The following is a 21,393-nucleotide window of genomic DNA, read 5'->3' on the forward strand; positions in this document are numbered from 1 at the left end:
CGCCCCCCCGTGGACGCGCGGGCGCGCAACGGATGGGCGCCCGGCCCCGGGGGCCCCCGCGCCGCCGGCGCTCCCACACCGCGCCGGTGAGGATCGCGCCGGCGGCCCCGACGATGGCATTGGCGCCGAGCACGCCGACGCCGAAGTCGGCGGCGTGCATCGACCCGCCGCGGCCCCGGTTGAGCCCGGTGACCCGGCCGCACAGTTCGGCAAGCATCCGGGCCGGGTCGGCGCCCTTGGCCAGCACGTGCCCGTGCCCGCGGTGGGTGCCGGTCACCAGGTCACCGGCGGTCAGCGCCGCGCAGACCCCGGCGGCGATCCCCTCCTGACCCAGGTACGGGTGGATGCCGCCGACGATCTCCCCGGCGTCGACCAGCTCGATCGCGCGCTCCTCGAAGCGGCGGATCAGCCGGACCGTCCGGTAGAGCGCGGCCGGGTCGGGGCCGGTCACGCCGGACGGCCCTCCTTGATCGCGGCGAGGATGTCGTCCCAGAGCCGGGCCCGGGCGGCCAGCGCGTCGTTCACCGTGTCCGCGCACTCCTGCCACTTGGTGTCGTCGTCGCCGCACAGGTCGGCGAGCATCTGCATGGCCATCGGGGTGTGCTGCTCGCCGTCGACCTCGATGTGCCGCTCCAGGTAGTCGACGAACGTGTTCAGCCGGTTGCTGCGCTCGTTGACGGCGACGACCTGGGTGAACATCTCCGGGATGAGGTCCTCCCGGCCGAACGCGAACGCCGCCGCCTGGCAGTGCACCGGGGTGGTCTCGATGATCCGCCAGGTGGTGCCCGCGAACGCCGCCGACGGCGCCGGCACCCCGGCCTCGCCGAACGACTCGGTGACCGGCCGGCCGGCGCGCAGCAGGTCGACCAGCTTGTCGACGGGGGTGGTGTCCGCGCCGGCCTCGGTCATGCCGCGCACGTAGAGCTCGAAGTGGCTGATGTAGCCCTCACCCAGCTCGTCGCTCTCCTCGACCATGACGATGTCGTTGATCAGGCGGCGGCTGCCGGTCGGGCCGGTCGGGATCCACGGGACCGTGACGCAGGTGAGCTGGCGCTGCAACGACTTCAGCAGCGACATGAAGTCCCAGACCGCGAAGACGTGGTGCTCCATGAACGTCACCAGCGCCTCGTGGGTGTCCAGGTTGGCGTAGAGCGGGTGGTTGACCACCACGTCGCGGCGTTCGGTCACCGCCCGCTCCAGCCGCTCGATGCCCGGGTGCGTCTTACCCCAGTCGTACCGTGACATTTGTCAGCCTCCCTGCTGGGCGCGATCGCGCCAGATGACCGGGCAGTAATCGGGGTCCGCGTAGTCCGGCCGGCCCTCGTGGGTGCGGCGGACCAGCACGTCGTGGTTGTACGCGGCGAGCGTGCCGTCGGAGAGCGGATACTCCCGCCAGGCGTTCTCGCCGTCCTGCAGGTGCAGCGAGATCGCCCGCCGGGGGCGACCGCTGACGTTCGCACCGCTGCCGTGGTAGGTACGGCAGTGGTGGAAGCTCATGTGCCCCTTGGGGATCACCATGGGGATCTTGCGGATCTCGGCGTGGTTGTACGCCGCGTTCTCGGCCAGCATCTCCTCCAACTGGCTGCGGTCCCGGTCGGCGAAGTGCCGCACCACCGTGTCGTCCGCGCCGATCTCCCGCCACCGGTGCGAACCGTCGACCATGGTGATGGTGCCCATCTCCACGCCGCAGTCGTGGAACGGGATGAACGCGGTGAGCATCTCCTCCGACGACGAGGACGCCCAGTAGTGCTTGTCGAAGTGCCAGGGCACGATGTTGGACGGCTCGCCGGCGATCGGCGGCTTCCAGATCAGCGTGGACTGGAAGATCCGGATCTCGGTGGCCCGGGCCAGCCGGGCCGCGACCGCCCCGATCAGCGGCTTGCGCAGGATGCGGGCGATCCCGTCGTGCTCGTGGTGGACGTAGTCGTTGTGCCGCTGCACGTCGCCGCGCGACGGCTCCCAGTAGGCCAGCTTCGGCGGGCGTACCGGCAGCCGCCGGTCACGTTCCCCGGCGTAGTAGCCGTCGGTCGCCGCCACGAGTTCGTCCACCTCGTCGTCGGTGAACAGCTTCTTCGACAGGTACCAGCCGTGCTCGACGTAGTGCCGGACGTCGTCGTCGGAGGGCAGCAGCGCCTCCTCCTCGGCGGTCAGCCCGGGATCGATGGTGGTCATGCCGGACCGGCCGGGCATGGCCTCACGGCCCTCGCTTCGCTCGGTGCGTTCACTCATGCCGTCACCCCTCCGGCCGCGACGACGGGGGTCGCCCCCGCCGCGGCCAGTTCACGTTCCTTCGCCTCGTAGAGCGCCTTGATGTTGCCGCTGCCGAAGGTGCGCGCCCCGCGCCGCTCGATGACCTCCAGGAAGAGCGTGCGACGCACGTGCATCGACTCGGTGAAGATCTGCAGGAGCTGGCCGTCGTGGTCGGAGTCGACCAGGATGCTCAGCTCACGCAGCCGGTCCACCGGCGCGTCCAGCCGGCCGACCCGCTGTTCCAGGTCGTCGTAGTAGGCGCCGGGCGTGCGGGCGAAGCGCACTCCCCGGCCGGCGAGCGCGCCGACGGTGGCGACGATGTCGTCGGTGCGCAGCCCCAGGTGCTGCACGCCGGCGCCGGCGTGCCAGCGCAGGAAGTCCTCGATCTGCCCGGGTCGGGCGCCCGTGTCCGGCTCCAGCAACACCAGGGTGACCTGCCCGGACGGGCTCTGCACCACCTTGGAGTTCATCGCCTGCCCGCCGACCTCGACGTGCTCGGTGAAGATGTGCGCGAAGCCGAACACCTTCTCGTAGTGGGCCACCGTCTCGTCGAGCTGCCCGGGCGGCACGCAGACCGCCAGGTGGTCGACCTCGGCCAGCAGCGCGTCGCCGTCCGGCGCGGCGACCGGCTCGATCGCGCCGGGCAGGAACACGCTCCGGTCCCCGCGCCGCTCCACGAGCCGGTGCAGCACGTCGCCGAAGCCGCCGACCTCGGCGATCACCACCTCGGCGTCCGCGCCGGTGTAGGCGCGCGGCGGCGTCACCCCGGTCGCGCCGCGGGCCACCAGCTCCGCGTACGCCCCGGCGGCGTCGTCGACCGCGAGCGCGACCACGGCGATGCCGTCGCCGTGCCGGTGCACGTAGGTGGCGGCCGGGTGTTCCGCGGACAGGCCGGTGGTCAGCAGCAGCCGGATGCCGGCCTGGGCCAGCAGCAGGGACCGCTGCCCGGCCAGCCCGGTCTCCGGTCCGCCCTGGCCGTGCAGCCGGAACCCGACCGCGGTGTCGAAGTAGAAGGCCGCCTGCCGGGCGTCCCCCACGTAAAGCTCCAGATGGTCTATGCCGTTGATGTGCATGGGCTTCCCCCTGTTCCCCCCGTGGTGGCGACCCGGGCTCGTCGCCCGGGAATGGAGTCTCCGGTCAGGCCGCGGCCGGGGTGGCGACCCGGCGCAGCAGCAGGCTGACGTTCTGGCCGCCGAACCCGAACGAGTTCGACAGCGCGTGGTCGGTCCGGGTGGGCCGGGGCACGGCGCGGACGTGGTCCGCCTCGCACTCCGGGTCCGGGTCGTCCAGGTGGTAGGTGGGCGGGAGCAGGCCGCGCCGCAGCGCCAGCGCGGTGGCCGCGGCCTCCAGCACGCCGGACGCGCCGAGCAGGTGCCCGGTGAGCGCCTTGGTGGAGCTGACCGGCACGCCGCCGACGCCGAACACGTCGGCCAGCGCGGTCGTCTCGGCGATGTCGCCCAGTTTGGTGCCGGTGCCGTGCGCGTTGACGTAGCCGACGTCCGCCGGCCCGATCCCGCCGGCGGCGAGCGCCCGGCGCATGCACGCGGCCGCTCCGGCGCCGTCCGGCCGCGGCGCGGTCGGGTGGTACGCGTCGGTGTTGGTGCCGTAGCCGGCGACCTCGGCGTACCCGGTGACGCCCCGGGCGGCGGCGTGCCCGGCCCGCTCCAGCACCAGCAGCGCCGCGCCCTCGGCGAGCACGAAGCCGTTGCGCCGCTTGTCGAACGGGCGGCTCGCCTCGGTGGGCTCGTCCCAGCCCCGCGCCAGTGCCCGGGCGTTGCCGAACGTGTCGGCGAACGTGCCGAACAGCGGCGCCTCGCTCGCCCCGCAGACCACCACGTCGGCCTCGTCGGCGCGGATCAGGCGTACCCCGTCGGCGACGGCCTGGGCGCCGGAGGCGCAGGCCGTGCCCACCGACGAGCTGTAGCCGCGGATGCCGTGCGCGATGGCGATCCGGGCCGACGGCATGTTCGGCAGGATGCCGGTGAGCAGGTACGGGCTGACCGCCGCCCGGCCGCGTTCGGCCCGGGCCACGACCTGACGTTCCAGCGTGGCCATCCCGCCGACGCCGCCGACGATCACCGCGATCCGCTCCGGGTCGACGTCGCGCCCCACCTCGATGCCGGCGTCGGCGAGCGCCTCGGCGGCGGTGAGCAGGGCGAGCAGCACGACCCGGTCGAGCACCTTCGTCTCCGGCCCGGAGGCGACGCTGCGCGGGTCGATGTCGGGCAGCACCCCGGCCACCTCGAGGCTGTCCCGCGCGGGGTGTCCCTCGGGGGGCCGGCACAGGCCGGAGCGGCCGTTGAGCAGCGCGTCGAACGTCTCCGCGACGCCGCGACCGGCCGGCGTGAACAGCCCCATGCCGGTGATCACGGCGGTCATGACGGCGCCTCGGTCAGGTAGCGCTCGCGCAGCGCCACCTTGCGGACCTTGCCGGTCACGGTGACCGGGATGTCCTCGGCGCGTACCGGCACCACCCGGCGCAGCGTGGCGGCCACGTCCGGGCCGAGCGCCGCGCGGATCGCGGCGGTGCGGTCCTGGGCCGGGTCGGCGCCGGCCGCCAGCTCCAGCAGCACGTCGGTGGTGACCGTGCCGTCGGCCTCCTTGACGATCACCACGGTGCAGTCGGTGACGTCGGCGCAGGCGGCGAGGATCCGCTCCTCGGACAGCGCGGTGAAGAACCGCTTCCCGCCCGCCACCTCGACCGAGTCGACCGCCCGGTCCAGGTGGTAGTAGCGGCCGTCGTCGTCGGCGTACACCAGGTCGCCGGTGAGGTACCAGCCGCGCAGCCGGAACCGGTAGGTGGTGATCGAGTCGTTCCAGTAGCCCCGGAACAGCGACGGCGAGTCGATGCCCAGCCAGCCGACCTGCCCGGCCGGCAGCTCGTTGCCGTCGGCGTCGAGCACGGCCACCCGCGCGAACCGGTACGGGCGGCCGACGCAGCGGCCGTAGCGGTCGGTGTCCACGGTGTGCGTGATGTGGAACATCGAGTGCCCCATCTCGCTGGAGCCCAACCCGTCGATGAACACCGAGCCGGGCACCCGGGTCACCCCGGCGCGGGTCACCACGTCCCGCGAGCCGACCGCGACCAGCCGGCGCACGTGCGGCTCGTGCGAGCAGTCGCCGGTGTTGAACCACAGCCGCACCGAGTCCAGGTCGTAGCCGGACAGGTCGAAGCGGGCCAGTTCGGCCCAGGTCATCGAGAAGCCGAAGACGCCGTCCGGCCGCCACCGCTGGATCGCGTCGAGCACCCGTTCGCCGCCCTGCTCGGAGAGCAGGTACATCTGGGCGCGGTTGCCCAATGCCTGGTTGACCATGAGCACGGTGGCGGTGTGCGGGGCGGGCAGCGCGTTGAGGATCCGGGTGGTGCCCTGCGCCTGCGGCATGGACAGCAGGTGCCGGGTGGCGGCGAAGAGGCTGGCGTGCGAGTGCAGCACCGCCTTCGGCACGCCGGTGGTGCCGGAGGTGTGCGTGATGACGATCGGGTCGTCGGGGTGGTGCCGGTAGTGCGCGGGCGCGGCGGCCGGATCGCCGGCACCGGCGTGCGCCGGCTCACCGAGCAGCGGGGCGCCCAGGTCGTGCCCGGCCAGCGCGGCGGCGTGGTCGGCGTCGGCGAGCACGCCGGCGGCGCGCAACCGGCGAATGTACTCGGCGGCGATCTCCGGGCGCAGCCGGCCGTTCATCAGCGCCGGGATGGCGCCGAGTCGGGTCAGCGCCAGGAACGACAGCACCATGTCGGCGGCGGTGCCGGCCCAGACCGCGACCGGATCGCGCGGCTGCACGCCGCGTTCGTGCAGCCAGGCCGCCCGGGCGGTGACCATCCGGTCGAGTTCGCCCAGGGTCAGCGGGGTCTCGGCCGGGTGGTCGTCGACAGCGGTGTCGAAGGTGAGCCCCGGCCCGTCCGGGTCGGCGCCGTGGGCCAGCACCCGGGCGAGCACGTTGCCCGCGCCCAGTTCGGTGTCGGCGGCAAGCGCGCCGCGTAGACCTTTCGTCCTCATTGACGTGTCTCCTCCCCCAGCAGCACCGCGGTCGCCTCGCCCGGCGCTCCGTCCGGTGCCGGTTCGATCAGGATCAGCAACGCCTGCGCGGCGTCGCCGTCGTGGCACAGCAGGTCCACCTCGGCCTCGCCCTCGGCCCGGGGGTCCCCGGTCGGGCTCAGGCACACCACCGGCCCGTCCAGTCCCCAGCGCGCCGCCACGTGCCCGGCCACGCTGTTCGGCACCGACTGGAAGAAGAACAGCGGGCCGACCCGCCCGCCGCCGGCCACCGTCTCCCGCACGTGCGCCGCCCCGGCCGCGTCGCCGCCGGCGCTGGTTAGCACCACCGCCGTCCGGTTGCCGGCCGGCAACGGCCCGGCCCCGTACCGCCGGGTGAGGCACCGCTCGGCGACGGCCACCACCAGCGGATGGAACCCCGAGAACACGAACCCCGGCACCCCCGGCGGCGCCCCGTCCCCGTCCTCCGGCCAGCGCGCCTCGGCCAGCACCCCCCACCTCGTTGATCTTGCAGTTGGTGCCCCCTGGCCGGGCGTTGTGCCCGTCTTGTCGGGGCGGGAAGTGCAAGATCGCGGGGTGGGGTGGGTCGGCGCGGTCACGGGGCACCCACCAGGAGCGCGGTGTTGGCGCCGCCGAAGGCGGCGTTGAGGGTCAGCGCGTACGGGGTCGGGGCGGGTCGGGGGGCGTCGCGGATGACGTCGAGCGGGCAGTCCGGGTCCGGGGCCAGCCAGCCGGCGGTGGGCGGCAGCTTGCCGTGCCCCAGCGCCAGCACGGTGACCACCAGTTCGAGCAGCCCGGACGCCTCCAACGCGTGCCCGTGCACCGACTTGGTGGCGCTCACCGGCAGCCCGGCGGCCAGGTCGCCGAAGACCCGGACCAGCGCCGCCGCCTCCGAGGCGTCGCTGAACGGGGTGCCGGTGGCGTTGGCGTTGACGTAGCCGACCTCGGCCGGGGGCAGCCCGGCACGGCGCAGCGCCGACTCGACCGCCCGGGCCAGCCCGAGCCCGCCCGGGTGCGGCTGGCAGGCGTGGTAGGCGTCCCCGGCGCGGCCCCAACCGGCCACCGTGGCCAGCGTCGGCGCGCCCCGTCGGGCGGCGACGTCGGCCGACTCCAGCACCACCGCGGCCACCCCGTCACCGAGCAGCAGGCCTTTCCGGCCGGCGCTGAACGGGCGTACCGCCCCGTCGGCGGCGAGCGCCCGGCCGGCGTCGAAGAGCGCGTACTGGTCGGGTTCGACCAGGTAGCCGGCCGCGACCACGACCCGCTCCAGGTCGCCGCGCCGGATCAGCGCGGCGGCGTCGGCGACCGCGGTGCTCGCCGAGACGCAGGCGCTGGTGTAGACCCGGGTGGGTCCGCCGAGGCCGCAGCGGTCGGCCAGGTGACCGGCGAGCGCCGGCACCGGCGGCCCGAGCCGCCCGCCGTCCGCCGCGCCCGGCACGTCCGACGGTTCCGCCGGCCGCTCGGGTACGGGCAGCGAGTGCGGCCCGCCGTGGGTGGCCAGGAACAGCGCCGTGCCCGCCCGGTCGGCCGGGTCCAGCCCGGCGGCCCGGCCGGCGCGGTCGATCGCGTCGGCCAGCTCGTCGGCGAGCGTGCCGACGTCCGGCAGCGTGGCCGCCACGGTGACGCGTCGGCCGGTGGTGTCGAAGCGGCGCACCGGGCGGAACGCCGGGGCGCCGGTGAGCACCCCGGACAGCAGCGCGTCGGCGCCCCGGCCGAGGGCGCTGACCGCGTACATGCCGACGATCCGTACGGGGTCCCGCTCAGCCATCTGCGGGAGCGGTCAGCGAGGCGCGGAACACGGTCAACGCGTCGTCGACGGTGCGGACGCCGGCGACCTGGTCGTCGGTCAGGTCGAGCCGGCGGTCGAACCGCTGCTCGACGAGGTGCACCAGCCAGGCCAGTTCCATCGAGCCGAGCCGGTCCGGGACCTGGTCGGTGGGCTTCGCGGTCAGTTCGGCGAGCATCTGCACCAGGTCAGCTCGCCCCAGGTCGGGCTGACCGGACATCAGGAGTTGTCGCTGTTCGCAGCCGCCCGGTCGGCGACCATGGTGGTGAACTCGCCGACCGTCATCAGGGCCAGCTTCTCCGACTCGTCGTCGGCGAACTTCAACCCGTACCGGTCCTCGACCCGGACGGCGAGGTCGGCCAGCGCCAGCGACTCCAGGTCGACGCCGGAGGGGCCGAGGGTGGTGCCGTCGTCGAGGTCCTCGACGTCGTAGTTCATGTCGGCGAGCTGGTCGATGACGAAGGTGCGGACCTCGTCGCGCATGGGTGGAACCTCATTTCGGGGTAACCAGTTTCCGGTGCCCGGTCGGGACACCGTGTCCGGATGGGCCGGCCGGTCCGCCGGCGTCGAGCGGGAGCTGACGCGGCGGTTGCTCCGGCGCACGGGTGGCGCGCCGGCCGGTCCGGGGCGGGGATCGGGGTGGGCCGGGCGGCCGGCGGACGCCCGGAGGTGCTCGCGCAGCGGGCCGGTCACGTGACCGCGTCCCGCAGCGCCGGGGCGGAGCGGACCAGCTTGCCGGTGGTGGTGCGGGGCAACTGGTCGAGCAGGTGCAGCGTGCGGGGCCGTTTGAAGCCGGCCAGCCGCTCGGCGATCAGGTGGTCCAGCGTCTCCTCGGTCGTCGCGCCGTCGGTCTGCACGTAGGCGCTGATCCCGTCGTCCCAGACCACCACCGCGGCGGTCACCCCGGGCAGGCCGGCGACGGTGGCCTCCACCTCGGTCAGGTCGACCTTCAGGCCACCCACCGACACCTGCGAGTCGAGCCGGCCCCGGATCGTCACCAGCCCGGTCTCCGGGTCGACCACGCCGGCGTCGCGGGTGTGCAGCCAGCCGTCGGCCCAGCGGGTCGGGTCGGCGAGCCCGACGTACGGGTTCGCCGGGCAGCTCACCCACAGCTCGCCGTCCTGCTCCCGGACCTGGATGCCCGGGGCCGGCGCGATGGCGGGACGGTTCCGTCCGTACAGGTCGGTGCCGATGACGCCGACCTCGGTCATCCCGTACATGTTGCCCAGCGGGACGCCGTAGCGGTCGGTGAAGGCCCGGGCCACCGCGGCGGGCACCAGCTCACCGCCGGTGGTCATGCGCGCGAACTGGGGCAGCGGGCCGGAGGGCACGGTGGAGGCGAGCAGCCCGATGTGGAACGGCACGCCGAGCACGGTGGCCGGGGTGTCCTGGGCGGCGATCGCGGCGAGCACGGCGTCGCCGCTGAGCCGTTCCGGCGGGCACAGCTCGACGCCGGCGTGCAGGCCGTAGAGCAGGCCGCCGACCAGGCCGAGCACGTGCACCATGCTGGGCAGCAGGATGATGCGCTCGCCGGGCCGCGCCACCCCGTCGATCTCGGTGTAACGACGCACCTCGGCGACCAGGTCGGCGGCGGTGCGGCCGATCACCTTGGACGGGCCGGTCGAGCCGGAGCTGAGCTGGATGACCGCGTGCGGGCTGCCGGCCGGACGGTCGGAGTACGCGGTGACGCCGGCGTCGACGTCGACGAAGACGCGCAGCGCGCCGCCGCCGGAGCGCACCGGCGCGACCACCACCTGCGGGGTGAGCCGGCGCAGCGCCCGGTCGACCTCGTGGTCGGTGAGCCGGTGGTCGAGCAGCACCGCCTGGGCGCCGGTGCGCCAGGTGGCCAGCAGGTGCGCCACGTACGCCAGCGACGGGGGCAGGCGCAGCGCCGCCGCGCCGCCGGCGCGCAGCCCGGCCCCGGTCAGCCGGGCCTGTGCCTCGCCGACCAGCCGGCGCAACGTGCCCCGGTCGACCGGGTCGGGCAGGCGGAGACAGACGTCGCTGTCGCGCCCGGCGAGCAGGATGTCGTCCACCCAGCCCGCCGTCGATACGGCATCTTGCGCCCCGGTCACGACCCGCCACCGCCCAGCCTGAAAATGGGCGGGGAACCCGCCCGAGAAGAATGCCCTTCGCGTTCGCTGCCCGGAACACTACGAGGGCCTTCTCGGCATCACCAGATGCAAATGGCTAGATCCAAAACAGCGGCTGGGTGGATTGCTCAGGCTCGATCGGACAGGCAGGATCGGGCGCACGCCGGCACAGTGGCCCGCCGGCCGCGTCGCCGTGCGCGACCACCGGTGCCCCGGGGAGGGCGGGTCAGCGGTCGACGGTGGGCGGCGGCGCGGCGCCGCGCAGCACCAGCGCGCTGTTGAACCCGTCGAAGCCGCGGGCCCCGACCAGCGCGATCCGGCTGCGCGGCCGGCGCGGCTCCCGCAGGTACGTCAGCTCGCACCCGGGCGCGGGCTCGTCCGGCCCGGCCGAGGCGGGCAGCACACCACGGGAGAACGCCAGCAACGCGGTGGCCGCGTCCAACGCCGACCCGCCCTGGTGGGCCCGGCCGGTCAGCGGCTTCTGCGTGGTCACCGGCGGGGTCCGGTCGCCGAACACGGCACGCAGCGCGCTCGCCTCGGCCCGGTCGTACGCCGGCACCCCGAGCGCGTCCGGCCAGATCACGTCCACGTCGTGCGGCCGGACCGCGGCCCGCTCCAGGGCCAGCCGCAGCGCACGGGCGTAGTGGGTCGGGTCGGGGCCGGCCGCCACGTCGGTGGGGGTGGCGTCGTGGGTGGCCGCCCAGCCGGTGATCTCCCCGTAGATCCGGGCGCCCCGCTCCAGCGCGTGCCCCAGTTCCTCCACCACGAACACCGCACCACCCTCGGCCGGCACGTACCCGCTCGCCGCGGCGTCGAACGGCCGGTACGCGCGCGCCGGGTCGGCGACGTCGCTGAGCAGGCCGGAACGGAGCTGGCAGGCCAGCGCGTACGGGCTCAGCGGGCACTCGGTCGCGCCGGCGATCACCACCGGCGTGCCGCGCCGGACGGTGCGTACCGCGTGCGCCAGGCTGTCCAGCCCACCGGCCGACTCGGAGACGGTGACGCCGGACGGCCCCTTGAACTGGTGACGGATGGACAGTTGTCCCACGCTCGCGGCGTAGAACCAGGCGATCGACTGGTACGCCCCGACGGTGCGGTTCGACCCGCCCCAGAGCCGTTGCAGCTCCCGCTGCCCGAACAGGTTGCCGCCGGACGAGCTGGCCAGCGTCACCGCCCAGCGGTACGGGTCGGGCGAGACCTCCGGCAGCCCGGCGTCGGCCAGCGCCAGCCCGGTCGCGGCGAACCCGAGGTGCGTCCACCTGTCGGTCTGCACCCGCGCCCGGGTCCCGACGAACCCGGCCGGGTCGAAGTCGGCCACCTCGCCGGCCACCCGGGTCGGATAGCCGGCCGGGTCGAACAGCGTGATCGGGCCGGTACGCCGGGTGCCGGCGAGCACGGTGGCCCAGTGCGCGTCCGCGCCGACCCCGCTGGGCGCGACCACGCCGATGCCGGTCACCACCGCCCGGGCCGTCATGGTGCCGTCCTTGTTCGCGACTGCGGGGCTCGCAACACCGGCTCACTCCTCGCGCTCACGATGCCGCCACGGCGAGCCGGCGGAACACCATCGCGGACTGGAAACCGCCGAACCCGCTGCCCACCGAGAGCGCCACGTCCACCGGCACCTCGCGGGCCTCGTTCGGCACGTAGTCCAGGTCGCACTCGGGGTCGCGGGTGGTCCAGTTGGCGGTGGGCGGGACGACGCCGTACTCGATGGCCATGGCGCAGGCGGCCATCTCGATCGAGCCGATCGCGCCGAGCGAGTGCCCCACCATCGACTTGATCGAGCTGATCGGCACCCGGTACGCGGCCGGGCCGAGCGCCCGCTTGAACGCGGCGGTCTCGTGCCTGTCGTTCTGCCGGGTGCCGGAGCCGTGCGCGCTGACGTACGACACGGCCGACGGGGCGAGCCGGGCCTGACGCAGCGCGTCGGTGATGGCGACCGCCATCTCCGCGCCGTCCGGGCGCAGGCCGGTCATGTGGAAGCCGTTGCTGCGGCTGGCGTAGCCGGCCACCTCGCAGTAGACGTGCGCGCCCCGGCGGCGGGCGTGTTCGGCCTCCTCCAGCACCAGCACGGCCGCGCCCTCGGCCAGCACGAAGCCGTGCCGGTCGGCGTCGAACGGCCGGGACGCGTGCTCCGGGTCGTCGTTGTCCGGGCTGGTCGCGCCGATCGCGTCGAACGAGGCCACGGTGACCGGGGAGATCGGCGAGTCGGCGGCGCCGGCCAGCACGATGTCGGCCTCGCCGTCGGCGACGAGCTGGTGGGCGTACCCGATCGCGTCGATGCCGGAGGTGCAGCCGGTGGAGACCACCTGGGCCGGGCCGTGCAGGCCGTGCCGGCAGGCCACGTCCGCGGCCAGGCTGCTGGGTACCAGCGCCTGGTAGAGGTACGGCCCGCCGAGCGCGTGGTCGACCAGCCAGTGCCGGCCGGAGTCGCTGACCCGGACGTACTCCTGCTCCAGCGCCATGGTCCCGCCGACGGCGGTGCCGAGCACCACGCCGGCCCGCTCCCGCGCGGCGTCGGTGAGCGTCAGCCCGCTGTCCGCGAGCGCCTCGGCGGAGCAGGCGAGCGCGAACTGCACGTACCGGTCGGCGCGTTGCCGCTCGGCGAGCGTGATGCCGGCCGCGTCGGGGTCGAAGTCGCACTCGGCGGCGATCTGCGACCGGAACGGCGACGGGTCGAAGAAGCTGATCCGCCGGGTGGCCGTCCGCCCCTCGGTGATGGTCTTCCAGAACCGGTCCCGGGTGGCGCCGCCGGGGGCCACCACGCCGACGCCGGTGACCACGGTGCGCCGGCCGGTCACGACGGCTCCCGTGGCGGTGGGGCGGCGCTCTCGGTGTCGACGTGCCCGAGTTCCGGGCGGGGCGCGAGCGGACCGAGGTGGAAGACCACCTCGGCCGGCTCGTCGCCGGTGTTGCGCAGCCGGTGCCGGACGTCCTTCGGCACGTAGAGCGCTTCCCCGGCGGCCACCGGGACCGGCTGGTCGTCCAGGTCGACGGTGATCGCGCCGCGCGCCACGTAGAGGAACTCCTCGCTGTACGGGTGGTAGTGCTCGGCGATCCGCTCCCCCGGCGCGAGCGCGGCCACCCCCATGAACCCGGAGGTGCTGCCGACGGTCTTCGGGCCGAGCAGCACCCGCAGCTCGCCGCCGCGCCGCCGGTCGGCGGGGACGTCGTGGACGGAGACCCGGGCGGTGGTGGTGTCGGTCATCGCGCGCCTCCCGCGTACGCCCGCTCGATCCTGTCCTTGATCACGGCGAGCTGGATCGCGCTGTTGGTGTTGATCCGCGCGGTCATGCCGGCGTTGTCGACCGGCGCGGTGGGCTTCATGGCGAAGTCCTGCGTCCAGGTCATCCGGGTGCCGCCGGGAATCTCCTCGTAGCGCCAGTGGATGCGCATGTACTCGAACGGACCGGTCTCCACCCGCCGGGCGTGCACCTCGCGGGTGGCCGGGTCGGCGGTGCGTTCGCTGACCCAGCTCCACGCCACGCCGTTCTCGTCCGGGTGCATGGTGAGCCGGAAGCGGACCGTGTCGCCGTCGCGGTGCAGGATCTCGGCCACCGCGTACTCGGTGAACAGCTCGGTCCACCGGGCCACGTCGTTGGTGACGTCCCAGACCAGCGGCAGCGGCGCGAGGATGTCCACCGCGTTCTCGGTGTGCCCCGGCGGGTCCGCGCGGCGGGCCACCAGGTCGGCGACGCCGGCGATGCTGAGTTCGCCGGCCTGCTCGGGGATCTTCACCCGCCACCGGTCGGCCACCACCGCGGCGAGTTCGAGCAGCGCCAGCGAGTCCATGCCCAGTTCCTCCAGGCTCGCCGCCGGGGTGGTGGCGGCGGCGTCGGGGTCCAGGCCGCAGTGCGTCACCAGGATGTCGGTGATCTCGCTGGCGAGCGGTCGGTCGGGGGCGACGGTCATGGGTTCCTCCAGGTGGTCGGGCCGGTGGCGGGCACGGCGGGTACGGGGGTACGGCCGGTCGGGTCGGTTCCGGCGCGCGGGTCGGGCACGGCGGCCCGCGCGGCGTGGTCGACGTCGGTGCCGGCGTCGCCCGGGGCGAGCAGGCGCTCGACCAGCGCGGTGGTGTGCCGGGCGGCCCGGAACGCCGGGTCGCGCAGCACCCGCCGGGCGAACGGGATGGTGGTCCGCACGCCGGGTCCGGCCACGTCGAACTCGGCCAGCGCGCGGTCGAGCCGGTCCAGCGCGGCGGCCCGGTCCGGCGCCCAGACCGCCACCTTGGCCAGCAGCGAGTCGTAGTGCGGGCTGACCAGGTAGCCGGCGTATCCGTGCGTGTCGACCCGGGTGAACGGGCCGCCGGGCGGGCGGAACCGCTCCAGCCGGCCGGGGGCGGGCGCGAAGTCGCGGTCCGGGTCCTCCACGTTGACCCGGCACTCGATCGACACCCCGCGCAGGTGGACGTCGGACTGCCGCAGCCGCAGCGGCGTGCCGGCGGCCACGTGCAACTGCTCCTGCACCAGGTCGACGCCGGTGACCATCTCGGTGACCGGGTGCTCCACCTGGATCCGGCAGTTGATCTCCAGGAAGTGCGCGCGTTCCGCGTCGTCCACCAGGAACTCGACGGTGCCGACGCCGGTGAAGCCGACCGACAGCGCGCCGCGCAGCGCGACCTCGGCGAGCGTGTCCAGGGTGGCCGGTCGCAGCGCGGGCGCCGGCGCCTCCTCGATGAGCTTCTGGTGCCGGCGCTGCACCGAGCAGTCCCGGGTGCCCAGGTGCACGCCGTTGCCGTGGTTGTCGCAGAGCACCTGCACCTCGACGTGGCGGGCGTCGGCGAGGTAGCGCTCGACGTACACCCGGTCGTCGCCGAAGGCGACCTGCGCGGCGGCCCGGGTGCGGGCGTACGCCCGGGGCAGCTCGGCGGCGGAGCGCACCACGGTCATGCCGCGTCCGCCGCCGCCGGCCGCGGCCTTCACGATCACCGGGTAGCCGACCTCGGCGGCCACCGCCTGCGCCTCGGCGACGGTCGGCAGCGTCCGCACGCTGCCCGGCGGCAGCGGCAGGCCGGCCCGGCTCATCAGCGCGCGGGCGGTGGACTTGTCCGCCAGCGCGGCCATCACCTGCGGCGGCGGACCGACGAAGACCAGCCCGTTCTCCGCGCAGATCTCGGCGAAGTCGGCGTCCTCGGAGAGGAAGCCGTAACCGGGGTGGACGGCCTGCGCGCCGGTCTGCCGGGCTGCCTCGACGATCGCCGCGGCGTTGAGGTAGCTGCGGCGGCTGGCCGCCGGCCCGATCCGGACCGCCTCGTCGGCCAGCCGCACCGGCAGCGAGTCGGCGTCCGCGCTGGAGTGCGCCACCACCGTGCGGACGCCCAGTTCCCGGCAGGCCCGCAGCACCCGTAGCGCGATCTCGCCGCGGTTGGCGATCAGCACCTTGTCGAACATCAGGTGTCCTGTCCGGTCACCGGGTCCAGGGCGATCAGCGGCTGATCGTACTCGACCGGCTTACCGTCCTCGACCAGTACCTCGACCACCCGGCCGGCCTGACCGGCGGTCACCTCGTTCATCAGCTTCATCGCCTCCACGATGCCGATCACCTGACCCGGCCGGACCAGGTCGCCGACCGCGACGAACGGCATCGCGCCGGGCTCGGGGGCGCGGTAGAACGTGCCCACCACGGGTGCCCGCACGGTCGTCCGGTCGGCATCGGGCGTCACCTGCGCGACGGGCCGCGACACCGGCTCACCGCCCGGTTCCCCGCCGGTACGCGGCGTCGGCGGCACCGGGTCGTGCCACTCCACCTCCAGCGCCGCGTCGCCGCTGCGCAGCCGTACCCGGCGGACCGGCCCGGCCAGGTCGTCGACGAGTTTGCGGGCCTGCCGGCGCAGCCCGTCCAGCACCTGCTCGGCCCCGGCGTCCGCCATCACGCCACCTCCGGCCGGTCGTCCACGGCGGCGCGACGCGGCGGCGCCGTGGCGCGGGCCGACGGGTCCACGGATCGCGCCGCGCCGAAGCGGCGGAACCGCTGCCGGCGGCGGCGCACCAGCGTGGCCGGCGGCACCGTGAGCAGCGGGGCCAGGTTCGCCGCGACCGCCCGGCGCAACAGCTCGGCCGCGCCCGCCGGGTCGCCGTGCGCGGCCGGGTACGGCTCCGGCACCAGTTCGTCGACCACGCCGAGCCGGCACAGGTCGGCGCCGGTGAGCCGCAGCGCCCGGGCGGCCTGCGGGGCGGCGGCGCTGTCCGGCCAGAGGATCGCGGCGCAGCCCTCGGGGCTGATCACCGAGTAGACGGCGTGCTCCAGCATGAGCACCCGGTCGGCGACGGCGAGGGCCAGCGCGCCGCCGCTGCCGCCCTCACCGGTGACCACCGCGACGACCGGGGTGGGCAGCACGCTCAGCGCGAGGATGTTCTCCGCGATCGCCGCGGCCTGACCCTGCTGCTCGGCGGCCACCCCCGGATCCGCGCCGGGCGTGTCCACGAGCGTCACCACGGGCAGCCGCAGCCGGGCCGCGAGGCGCATCAGCCGCAGCGCCTTGCGGTGCCCGGCCGGGCTGGCCATGCCGAAGTTCCGGGCCACCAGCTCGGCGGTGGTGTGTCCCTTCTGGTGGCCGATCACCATCACCGGCCGGCCGTCGAGCCGGGCGACGCCGCCGACGACCGCCGGGCAGTCCGCGCCCAACCGGTCGCCGTGCAACTCGACGAAGCCGTCGAACGCGGTCTCCAGGTAGTCGAGCGTGGTCGGCCGGCCGGGGTGCCGGGCGGTGCGTACCGTTTCCCAGGGGTCACGGGCCGGCCGGGCGACGGCGGGTGCCCCGGCGGCGGCCGGTCGCGGTGCCGGCGGGGTGGGTCGGCGGGCGGCCCCGGCGGCGGCGAGCAACGCGGCCAGCCGCCCCCGCAGCGCGTGCCGGGGCACCACCATGTCGACCTGTCCGTGCCGGAGCAGGTACTCCGCGGTCTGGAAACCCTCGGGCAGCGCGGCGCCGGTGACCTGGCGGATCACCCGGGGGCCGGCGAAGCCCAGCCGGGCGCCGCTCTCCGCGAGCACCACGTCGGTGTTGGTGGCGAACGACGCGGCCACCCCGCCGTACGTGGGATCGGTGACCACGCTGACCGTCAGCAGGCCCGCCTCGCGCAGCCCGGCGAGGGCCTGGCTGACGGTGGCCATCTGCATCAGCGACAGCGCGCCCTCCTGCATCCGCGCCCCGCCGGACGCGGTGACCAGCACCAGCGGGACGCCGTCGGCCAGCGCCCGCTCGGCGGTCCGGGTGATCAGCTCACCGACCGCGCAGCCGAGGCTGCCGCCGAGGAAGCGGAAGTCCATCACGGCCAGCGCCACCGGATGCCCGCCCAGCCGCGCGGTGCCGCAGAGCACGGCCTCGTCCAGGCCGGTGCTGGCGCGGGCCGCGCCGAGCCGGTGCGGGTACGGCAGCGCGTCGACGAAGTCGATCGGATCGACCCGGACCGCCCGGTCCGGCAGCGGGACGAACGAGTCCGGGTCGACGAGCTGCGCCACCCGGTCCGGGGCGTCCAGCCGCGTGTGCGTGCCACACTCCGGGCAGACGTCCAGGTTGCGGCGTAGCCGCTTGCGGTAGAGCAGCGAGGCGCAGCCGTCGCAGCGGGACCAGAGCTGCTCGTCGCGGGGCGCGGTGGTGGTCACGGCCGCCGCCCGGCGTCGTACCGGTAGAAGCAGTGCGCCATGGCGTCGCGCGGCGAACGCCAGGTCGGCAGGTACGGCGAGATGTACGGCCGCAGCCGCTCGCTGATCCGGACGAACTCGGGATGTCCGCGGGCGTCCTCCACCGCGCTGTGCGCCGGCGTCTCCGTCTCCAGCAGGTGCACGTAGAGGTCGTGCAGCCGGTAGAGGGACCGGTGCCGCACGCCGACCAGGCCGGGCAGGTCGGTCGCGTCGGACTCGGCGAAGATCTCGGCGACCCGGTCCTCGGCGGTGGGCACCACCTTCGCGACGATGAGCGAGCGGTCCATTCGCGGCCTCCCCTGGTGGGTCCCGGTGCGCGGCGGACCGGTCACGCCGCACGGATGGCCCACGGTGCCGCCCGGGCCGTCAACCGGGCGTCAACCGGGTTCGATCGGACCGCAAAAATGGTGACGCTGCGTTGACGCAACCTGTGCATCAGCTATGCGAAGATCAACTGGCACCCGTCCATTGACGACACTTATTCGCAGATCACGGGCCACTTACGAATACGTTACGGAGGGTCAACGAAGTCATCGGCCGTTGACTCAGAGTAACAGACGTTGATATTCTCCGTTCTGGTCGACCCGGCCACGGCACACGTCCGGCGACCGCGGCGAAGGCGTTCCGACAACGGCGTCGCGGGCGGAAAGATCCGGGCAGACAGGACAGTCGGGACTCAGGTTCCGGTGCTGGGGGGTGCGCCGTGTCCGGTGGATCGAGGATGCCGACGGCAGGCGATCCCGCCCCCCGCGTGGCGTTGCACCTGCTCGGCGGTTTCGAACTGCTGCACGACGGCGTGCCGGTGGTGGTGCCCCGCGGCCTGCAACGGGTCATCGCCCTGATCGGGCTGCGGCCGGCCGCGACCCGTAGCCACCTCGCCGGACTGCTCTGGCCCGAGAACCCCGAGGAGCGGGCGCTCTCGTCGCTGCGTACCGCGCTGTGGCGCCTCCGCCAGGACCCGTGCTGCCCGCTGCGCACCGACGGTGACACGGTCCGCCTCGGCGCCACCGTCCACCTCGACGTGGACGAGCTGGTCGAGGCCGCCGCCCGGGTCCGCGACGGCATGACGCCCCGCGGCGCCGCCGGCACCGGCCGGCACGACCTGCTCCCCGGCTGGTACGACGACTGGGTGCTGCTGGAACGCGAACGGCTGCGCCAGCTACGCCTGCACATGCTGGAGGAACTCGCCGGCAACCACCTCGCCGCCGGCCGGCACGGCGAGGCGCTCGAGGCGGCGCTGGAGGCGATGGCCGCCGAGCCGCTGCGCGAGACCCCGCACCGCCTGGTCGTCCGCATCCACCTGGCCGAGGGCAACGCGTTCGAGGCCGTGCACGCGTTCTACGTCTACCGGGACCTGCTCCTGCGCGAGCTGCGCCTGGAACCCTCCCCGGCCATGACGGCGCTGCTCGACGACACGCTCGCCCCGATCCGCCGGGCCAGCCGGCCGGATCCGCCGCAGCGGCCCGCCGGTCGGCCCGCCAACGCCGCGCCGCGCGGCCCGGCGCCGCACCCGCGCGGCGCGACGTCGCCACCCCCATCAATGCCCAGGGGTACGCCGTGACGGCGAGGTGACACCCGCCCCGGCAACGTGGGACCCGCGACCGCCGCCGTCCGGCCGGTGGTCGACGCGGCAGCAGCGCGGCGGAAGGGGTCTGCGATGAGTCGACTGTTGGTGGTCAGCCGGATCGTGCCCGGATCGCAGGGCCGGGTGGCCCAGATCTTCGCCGAGTCCGACGCGACCGAGCTGCCCCGGCTCACCGGGATCCGGCACCGGTCGCTGTACTACCTCCACGACCTGTGCGTCCATCTGATGGAGACCGTCGACGTCGCCCCGGACCCGACCGCCGACCTGCGCGAACACCCGCTCTACCAGCGCGTCAACGAACGGCTCTCCGCGCACACCTCGCCGTACCTGCCGACCTGGCACTCGCCCCGCGACGCCGTGGCCGGTTGCTTCTACAGCTGGGACACCGCCGACGCCCCCATGCCCGACCGGATCCGCTGACCGGACCGGGCCACGGACGAGGCACCCCGGGACCGCGCACGGCACCAGGTCCCGGGGTGCCTCCCGCACCCACGGTCATCCTCCGGCCACCCGCCGGCAGGATCGGTCCCACCGTCGGCACCCCAGCGCCGACCTGCCTGTCGTGCCGCGCGCACGTGTGCAAAGCTGCCCCGAGCTTTCTCGCGACCGTCGTGCACGTACATACAAGGAGGTTGGCCATGCCGTCGAGCTTCGGGCAGTGGCTGCTCGTGATCCTGGCCCTGCTCATCGGACTTGCCGTCGGCTGGGTGGTGAGCGGCCGCCGGGCCGGCACCGGCACCGCCACGCCCACCGTGGACGGTTCCGCCGGCCCGGCCACGGTGACCGCCACCGTCGACGAACCGCAGCCGGCCGCCGTGGTCGACGAGACGCCGGTCCCCGCCGCGGTGACCGACCGGCCCGCCCCGGCCGACACGGACGCTCCCGCCACCCGCGCCGCCGCCGCCGACGCCTCCGCCGACGGCGCGACCGGCGAGCCCGAGCCGGTCGTGGTCACCGCCGGTACCGCCGACGAGCCGGTGACCGCCTCGACGCCCGCCGCCTCCGTCTCTTCCGACTCGGTCTCTTCCGACTCGGTGACCTCCGACTCGCTGCGGGCCGACTCGGTCTCTTCCGACTCGGTCTCTTCCGACTCGGTGTCCTCCGACTCGGTCGCCTCCGACTCGCTGCGGGCCGACTCGACGGAGCCGGCGACGACGGCCGACGAGCCGCTGACGGTGACGCCGTCCGACGCCACCGAACCGGCCCGCCGCGAGGCGACGCCGGAGCCGGCCGGAACCGCTTCGGCACTCACCGAGCCGACGCCCGCCGCCACTGAGACCGTCGCCACCGAGACCGCCGCCACCGAGACCGAGCCTGTCGCGACCGGGCCGGAGCTGGATCACGTAGCCGCTTCTCCCACGCCCGTCGCCGAGCCCGAGCCCGCGCCCGCGCCCGAGCCCGCGCCCGTCGCCGCCGCGCCCGTCATCGCCGCAGCCGAGCCGGAGCCCGCGAACGAGCCCGCGGTCACGCCGGTCGTGCCGATGCCCCGGGCCTCGGTCGAGAACGACGCGCCCCCGCACGCCGACACCGAGGCGCCGGACGACTTCCGCCGCATCCAGGGCATCGGGCCGAAGCTGGCCGCCGCCCTCCAGGACGCCGGCATCCGCACCTACCGCCAGCTCGCCGAACTGGACGAGGCCGCGCTGCGCGAGACCGTGAAGGCCGCCGGTCTGCGCTCCGCCCCCGGCCTGGCGACCTGGCCCCAGCAGGCAAAGGTGCTGGCCGGTGCCCGCGCCGAGGCCGACAAGGTGCTGCCGGCCAGCGCCGAGTAGTCCGTACCCGTTCCGGGCCGGTGGTGACCGATCGTCGCCACCGGCCCGACGTGTGTGCTCACCGCGGCGCCGGCGGCCGGGGCCCGGGCCGGCACCGCCGGACCAGGGCGACCGCCCCGGACCGGCGGCCCGATCGCCACCTCCCCGCCGGGCCGACGCACGCCGGCGGAGCGGGCGGGTCCTGGCGGAATGCCGGAAATCCGACGGACGGCCACGGCGTCTCGCTACGGTCTGTGCAGGGGCGGGACGGCCGACGCCGAGCCCGCCACCGCAG

Annotated in this window: 22 protein-coding genes; 3 read left to right on the plus strand and 19 right to left on the minus strand. The window is 74.9% G+C overall.

All coding sequences use genetic code 11. From position 1 onward, the window contains the following. From ACLQ2W_RS12670 to ACLQ2W_RS12760, 19 genes are all read right to left on the minus strand, one after another. A partial coding sequence (locus ACLQ2W_RS12670; RefSeq protein ID WP_425786545.1) for a thiamine pyrophosphate-dependent enzyme occupies nt 1-451 on the minus strand: 451 nt, incomplete at its 3' end. Then, the gene (locus ACLQ2W_RS12675; RefSeq protein WP_281941737.1) at nt 448-1,245 is read right to left on the minus strand and encodes a DUF3050 domain-containing protein; all 798 of its coding nucleotides are present in this window, start codon (nt 1,243-1,245) and stop codon (nt 448-450) included. The genes ACLQ2W_RS12675 and ACLQ2W_RS12670, both read right to left, overlap by 4 nt. Nucleotides 1,246-1,248: 3 nt before the next feature. Next, the gene (locus tag ACLQ2W_RS12680; RefSeq protein WP_425786960.1) at nt 1,249-2,172 is read right to left on the minus strand and encodes a phytanoyl-CoA dioxygenase family protein; all 924 of its coding nucleotides are present in this window, start codon (nt 2,170-2,172) and stop codon (nt 1,249-1,251) included. Between the two features lie 53 nt (nt 2,173-2,225). Further along, nucleotides 2,226-3,323 (minus strand): 4-hydroxyphenylpyruvate dioxygenase, encoded by a 1,098-nt coding sequence (hppD, locus tag ACLQ2W_RS12685; protein WP_396774985.1) that lies wholly within the window; start codon nt 3,321-3,323, stop codon nt 2,226-2,228. A gap of 64 nt (nt 3,324-3,387) precedes the next feature. After that, nucleotides 3,388-4,629: a beta-ketoacyl-[acyl-carrier-protein] synthase family protein gene (locus ACLQ2W_RS12690; RefSeq protein WP_425786546.1), complete on the minus strand. Its 1,242-nt coding sequence runs from the start codon at nt 4,627-4,629 to the stop codon at nt 3,388-3,390. Continuing rightward, entirely contained in the window at nt 4,626-6,245 is a 1,620-nt protein-coding gene (locus ACLQ2W_RS12695) for a class I adenylate-forming enzyme family protein (protein ID WP_425786547.1), read from the minus strand. The genes ACLQ2W_RS12690 and ACLQ2W_RS12695 overlap by 4 nt, the downstream gene beginning before the upstream one ends. Beyond that, nucleotides 6,242-6,733, minus strand: a complete 492-nt coding sequence (locus ACLQ2W_RS12700; protein ID WP_425786548.1) for a beta-ketoacyl synthase chain length factor — start codon at nt 6,731-6,733, stop codon at nt 6,242-6,244. The genes ACLQ2W_RS12695 and ACLQ2W_RS12700 overlap by 4 nt, the downstream gene beginning before the upstream one ends. Nucleotides 6,734-6,837: 104 nt before the next feature. Further along, nucleotides 6,838-8,010 (minus strand): beta-ketoacyl-[acyl-carrier-protein] synthase family protein, encoded by a 1,173-nt coding sequence (locus tag ACLQ2W_RS12705; RefSeq protein ID WP_425786549.1) that lies wholly within the window; start codon nt 8,008-8,010, stop codon nt 6,838-6,840. After that, nucleotides 8,003-8,248, minus strand: coding sequence for a hypothetical protein (locus tag ACLQ2W_RS12710; protein ID WP_107160333.1), 246 nt, complete (start codon nt 8,246-8,248; stop codon nt 8,003-8,005). The genes ACLQ2W_RS12705 and ACLQ2W_RS12710 overlap by 8 nt, the downstream gene beginning before the upstream one ends. Beyond that, the gene (locus ACLQ2W_RS12715; RefSeq protein WP_107160335.1) at nt 8,248-8,511 is read right to left on the minus strand and encodes an acyl carrier protein; all 264 of its coding nucleotides are present in this window, start codon (nt 8,509-8,511) and stop codon (nt 8,248-8,250) included. Before ACLQ2W_RS12715 ends, ACLQ2W_RS12710 begins: the two co-directional genes overlap by 1 nt. Nucleotides 8,512-8,717: 206 nt before the next feature. After that, a complete protein-coding gene (locus tag ACLQ2W_RS12720; protein ID WP_425786550.1) occupies nt 8,718-10,064 on the minus strand; it encodes a class I adenylate-forming enzyme family protein in 1,347 nt (448 codons plus the stop codon). 283 nt (nt 10,065-10,347) lie between these two features. After that, the gene (locus ACLQ2W_RS12725; RefSeq protein WP_425786551.1) at nt 10,348-11,595 is read right to left on the minus strand and encodes a beta-ketoacyl synthase N-terminal-like domain-containing protein; all 1,248 of its coding nucleotides are present in this window, start codon (nt 11,593-11,595) and stop codon (nt 10,348-10,350) included. Nucleotides 11,596-11,650: 55 nt separating this feature from the next. Continuing rightward, entirely contained in the window at nt 11,651-12,922 is a 1,272-nt protein-coding gene (locus ACLQ2W_RS12730) for a beta-ketoacyl-[acyl-carrier-protein] synthase family protein (protein ID WP_425786552.1), read from the minus strand. Further along, nucleotides 12,919-13,329: a cupin domain-containing protein gene (locus tag ACLQ2W_RS12735; protein WP_107160343.1), complete on the minus strand. Its 411-nt coding sequence runs from the start codon at nt 13,327-13,329 to the stop codon at nt 12,919-12,921. Before ACLQ2W_RS12735 ends, ACLQ2W_RS12730 begins: the two co-directional genes overlap by 4 nt. Beyond that, nucleotides 13,326-14,033 carry an SRPBCC family protein gene (locus tag ACLQ2W_RS12740; RefSeq protein ID WP_425786553.1) on the minus strand — a complete coding sequence of 236 codons (708 nt, stop codon included), beginning with the start codon at nt 14,031-14,033 and terminating at the stop codon, nt 13,326-13,328. Before ACLQ2W_RS12740 ends, ACLQ2W_RS12735 begins: the two co-directional genes overlap by 4 nt. Next, entirely contained in the window at nt 14,030-15,511 is a 1,482-nt protein-coding gene (locus ACLQ2W_RS12745; protein ID WP_425786554.1) for an acetyl-CoA carboxylase biotin carboxylase subunit, read from the minus strand. The genes ACLQ2W_RS12740 and ACLQ2W_RS12745 overlap by 4 nt, the downstream gene beginning before the upstream one ends. Further along, the gene (gene accB / locus ACLQ2W_RS12750; RefSeq protein WP_425786555.1) at nt 15,511-15,990 is read right to left on the minus strand and encodes an acetyl-CoA carboxylase biotin carboxyl carrier protein; all 480 of its coding nucleotides are present in this window, start codon (nt 15,988-15,990) and stop codon (nt 15,511-15,513) included. Before accB ends, ACLQ2W_RS12745 begins: the two co-directional genes overlap by 1 nt. Then, nucleotides 15,990-17,723, minus strand: a complete 1,734-nt coding sequence (locus tag ACLQ2W_RS12755; RefSeq protein ID WP_425786556.1) for an acetyl-CoA carboxylase carboxyltransferase subunit alpha — start codon at nt 17,721-17,723, stop codon at nt 15,990-15,992. Before ACLQ2W_RS12755 ends, accB begins: the two co-directional genes overlap by 1 nt. Next, nucleotides 17,720-18,049, minus strand: a complete 330-nt coding sequence (locus tag ACLQ2W_RS12760; RefSeq protein ID WP_425786557.1) for a TcmI family type II polyketide cyclase — start codon at nt 18,047-18,049, stop codon at nt 17,720-17,722. Before ACLQ2W_RS12760 ends, ACLQ2W_RS12755 begins: the two co-directional genes overlap by 4 nt. A gap of 434 nt (nt 18,050-18,483) precedes the next feature. Here ACLQ2W_RS12760 and ACLQ2W_RS12765 point away from each other — a divergent pair, with 434 nt between their 5' ends. The 3 genes from ACLQ2W_RS12765 to ACLQ2W_RS12775 all read left to right on the plus strand — a co-directional run bounded on the left by ACLQ2W_RS12765 (nt 18,484) and on the right by ACLQ2W_RS12775 (nt 21,119). After that, complete coding sequence (locus ACLQ2W_RS12765) at nt 18,484-19,323, plus strand: AfsR/SARP family transcriptional regulator (protein WP_425786558.1); 840 nt, start codon at nt 18,484-18,486, stop codon at nt 19,321-19,323. A 96-nt stretch (nt 19,324-19,419) separates the two neighbouring features. After that, nucleotides 19,420-19,767, plus strand: a complete 348-nt coding sequence (locus ACLQ2W_RS12770) for a TcmI family type II polyketide cyclase (RefSeq protein WP_357297193.1) — start codon at nt 19,420-19,422, stop codon at nt 19,765-19,767. A gap of 218 nt (nt 19,768-19,985) precedes the next feature. Continuing rightward, entirely contained in the window at nt 19,986-21,119 is a 1,134-nt protein-coding gene (locus ACLQ2W_RS12775; protein ID WP_425786559.1) for a helix-hairpin-helix domain-containing protein, read from the plus strand. The last annotated feature ends 274 nt before the right edge of the window (nt 21,120-21,393 follow it).

Origin of the sequence: Micromonospora sp. DT227 (assembly GCF_049841835.1) — a bacterium.
Lineage (GTDB): Bacteria > Actinomycetota > Actinomycetes > Mycobacteriales > Micromonosporaceae > Micromonospora.

What these genes read in the sequence shown, in the direction of transcription:
- ACLQ2W_RS12775 (WP_425786559.1), top strand. Translation starts at nt 19,986, where the DNA reads ATGCCGTCGAGCTTCGGGCAGTGGCTGCTCGTGATCCTGGCCCTGCTC.
- ACLQ2W_RS12745 (WP_425786554.1), bottom strand. Translation starts at nt 15,511, where the DNA reads ATGTTCGACAAGGTGCTGATCGCCAACCGCGGCGAGATCGCGCTACGG.
- ACLQ2W_RS12735 (WP_107160343.1), bottom strand. Translation starts at nt 13,329, where the DNA reads ATGACCGACACCACCACCGCCCGGGTCTCCGTCCACGACGTCCCCGCC.
- ACLQ2W_RS12680 (WP_425786960.1), bottom strand. Translation starts at nt 2,172, where the DNA reads ATGACCACCATCGATCCCGGGCTGACCGCCGAGGAGGAGGCGCTGCTG.
- accB (WP_425786555.1), bottom strand. Translation starts at nt 15,990, where the DNA reads ATGGCGGACGCCGGGGCCGAGCAGGTGCTGGACGGGCTGCGCCGGCAG.
- ACLQ2W_RS12675 (WP_281941737.1), bottom strand. Translation starts at nt 1,245, where the DNA reads ATGTCACGGTACGACTGGGGTAAGACGCACCCGGGCATCGAGCGGCTG.
- ACLQ2W_RS12725 (WP_425786551.1), bottom strand. Translation starts at nt 11,595, where the DNA reads ATGACGGCCCGGGCGGTGGTGACCGGCATCGGCGTGGTCGCGCCCAGC.
- ACLQ2W_RS12705 (WP_425786549.1), bottom strand. Translation starts at nt 8,010, where the DNA reads ATGGCTGAGCGGGACCCCGTACGGATCGTCGGCATGTACGCGGTCAGC.
- ACLQ2W_RS12765 (WP_425786558.1), top strand. Translation starts at nt 18,484, where the DNA reads ATGCCGACGGCAGGCGATCCCGCCCCCCGCGTGGCGTTGCACCTGCTC.
- ACLQ2W_RS12770 (WP_357297193.1), top strand. Translation starts at nt 19,420, where the DNA reads ATGAGTCGACTGTTGGTGGTCAGCCGGATCGTGCCCGGATCGCAGGGC.
- ACLQ2W_RS12760 (WP_425786557.1), bottom strand. Translation starts at nt 18,049, where the DNA reads ATGGACCGCTCGCTCATCGTCGCGAAGGTGGTGCCCACCGCCGAGGAC.
- ACLQ2W_RS12710 (WP_107160333.1), bottom strand. Translation starts at nt 8,248, where the DNA reads ATGTCCGGTCAGCCCGACCTGGGGCGAGCTGACCTGGTGCAGATGCTC.
- ACLQ2W_RS12695 (WP_425786547.1), bottom strand. Translation starts at nt 6,245, where the DNA reads ATGAGGACGAAAGGTCTACGCGGCGCGCTTGCCGCCGACACCGAACTG.
- ACLQ2W_RS12715 (WP_107160335.1), bottom strand. Translation starts at nt 8,511, where the DNA reads ATGCGCGACGAGGTCCGCACCTTCGTCATCGACCAGCTCGCCGACATG.
- ACLQ2W_RS12740 (WP_425786553.1), bottom strand. Translation starts at nt 14,033, where the DNA reads ATGACCGTCGCCCCCGACCGACCGCTCGCCAGCGAGATCACCGACATC.
- ACLQ2W_RS12690 (WP_425786546.1), bottom strand. Translation starts at nt 4,629, where the DNA reads ATGACCGCCGTGATCACCGGCATGGGGCTGTTCACGCCGGCCGGTCGC.
- hppD (WP_396774985.1), bottom strand. Translation starts at nt 3,323, where the DNA reads ATGCACATCAACGGCATAGACCATCTGGAGCTTTACGTGGGGGACGCC.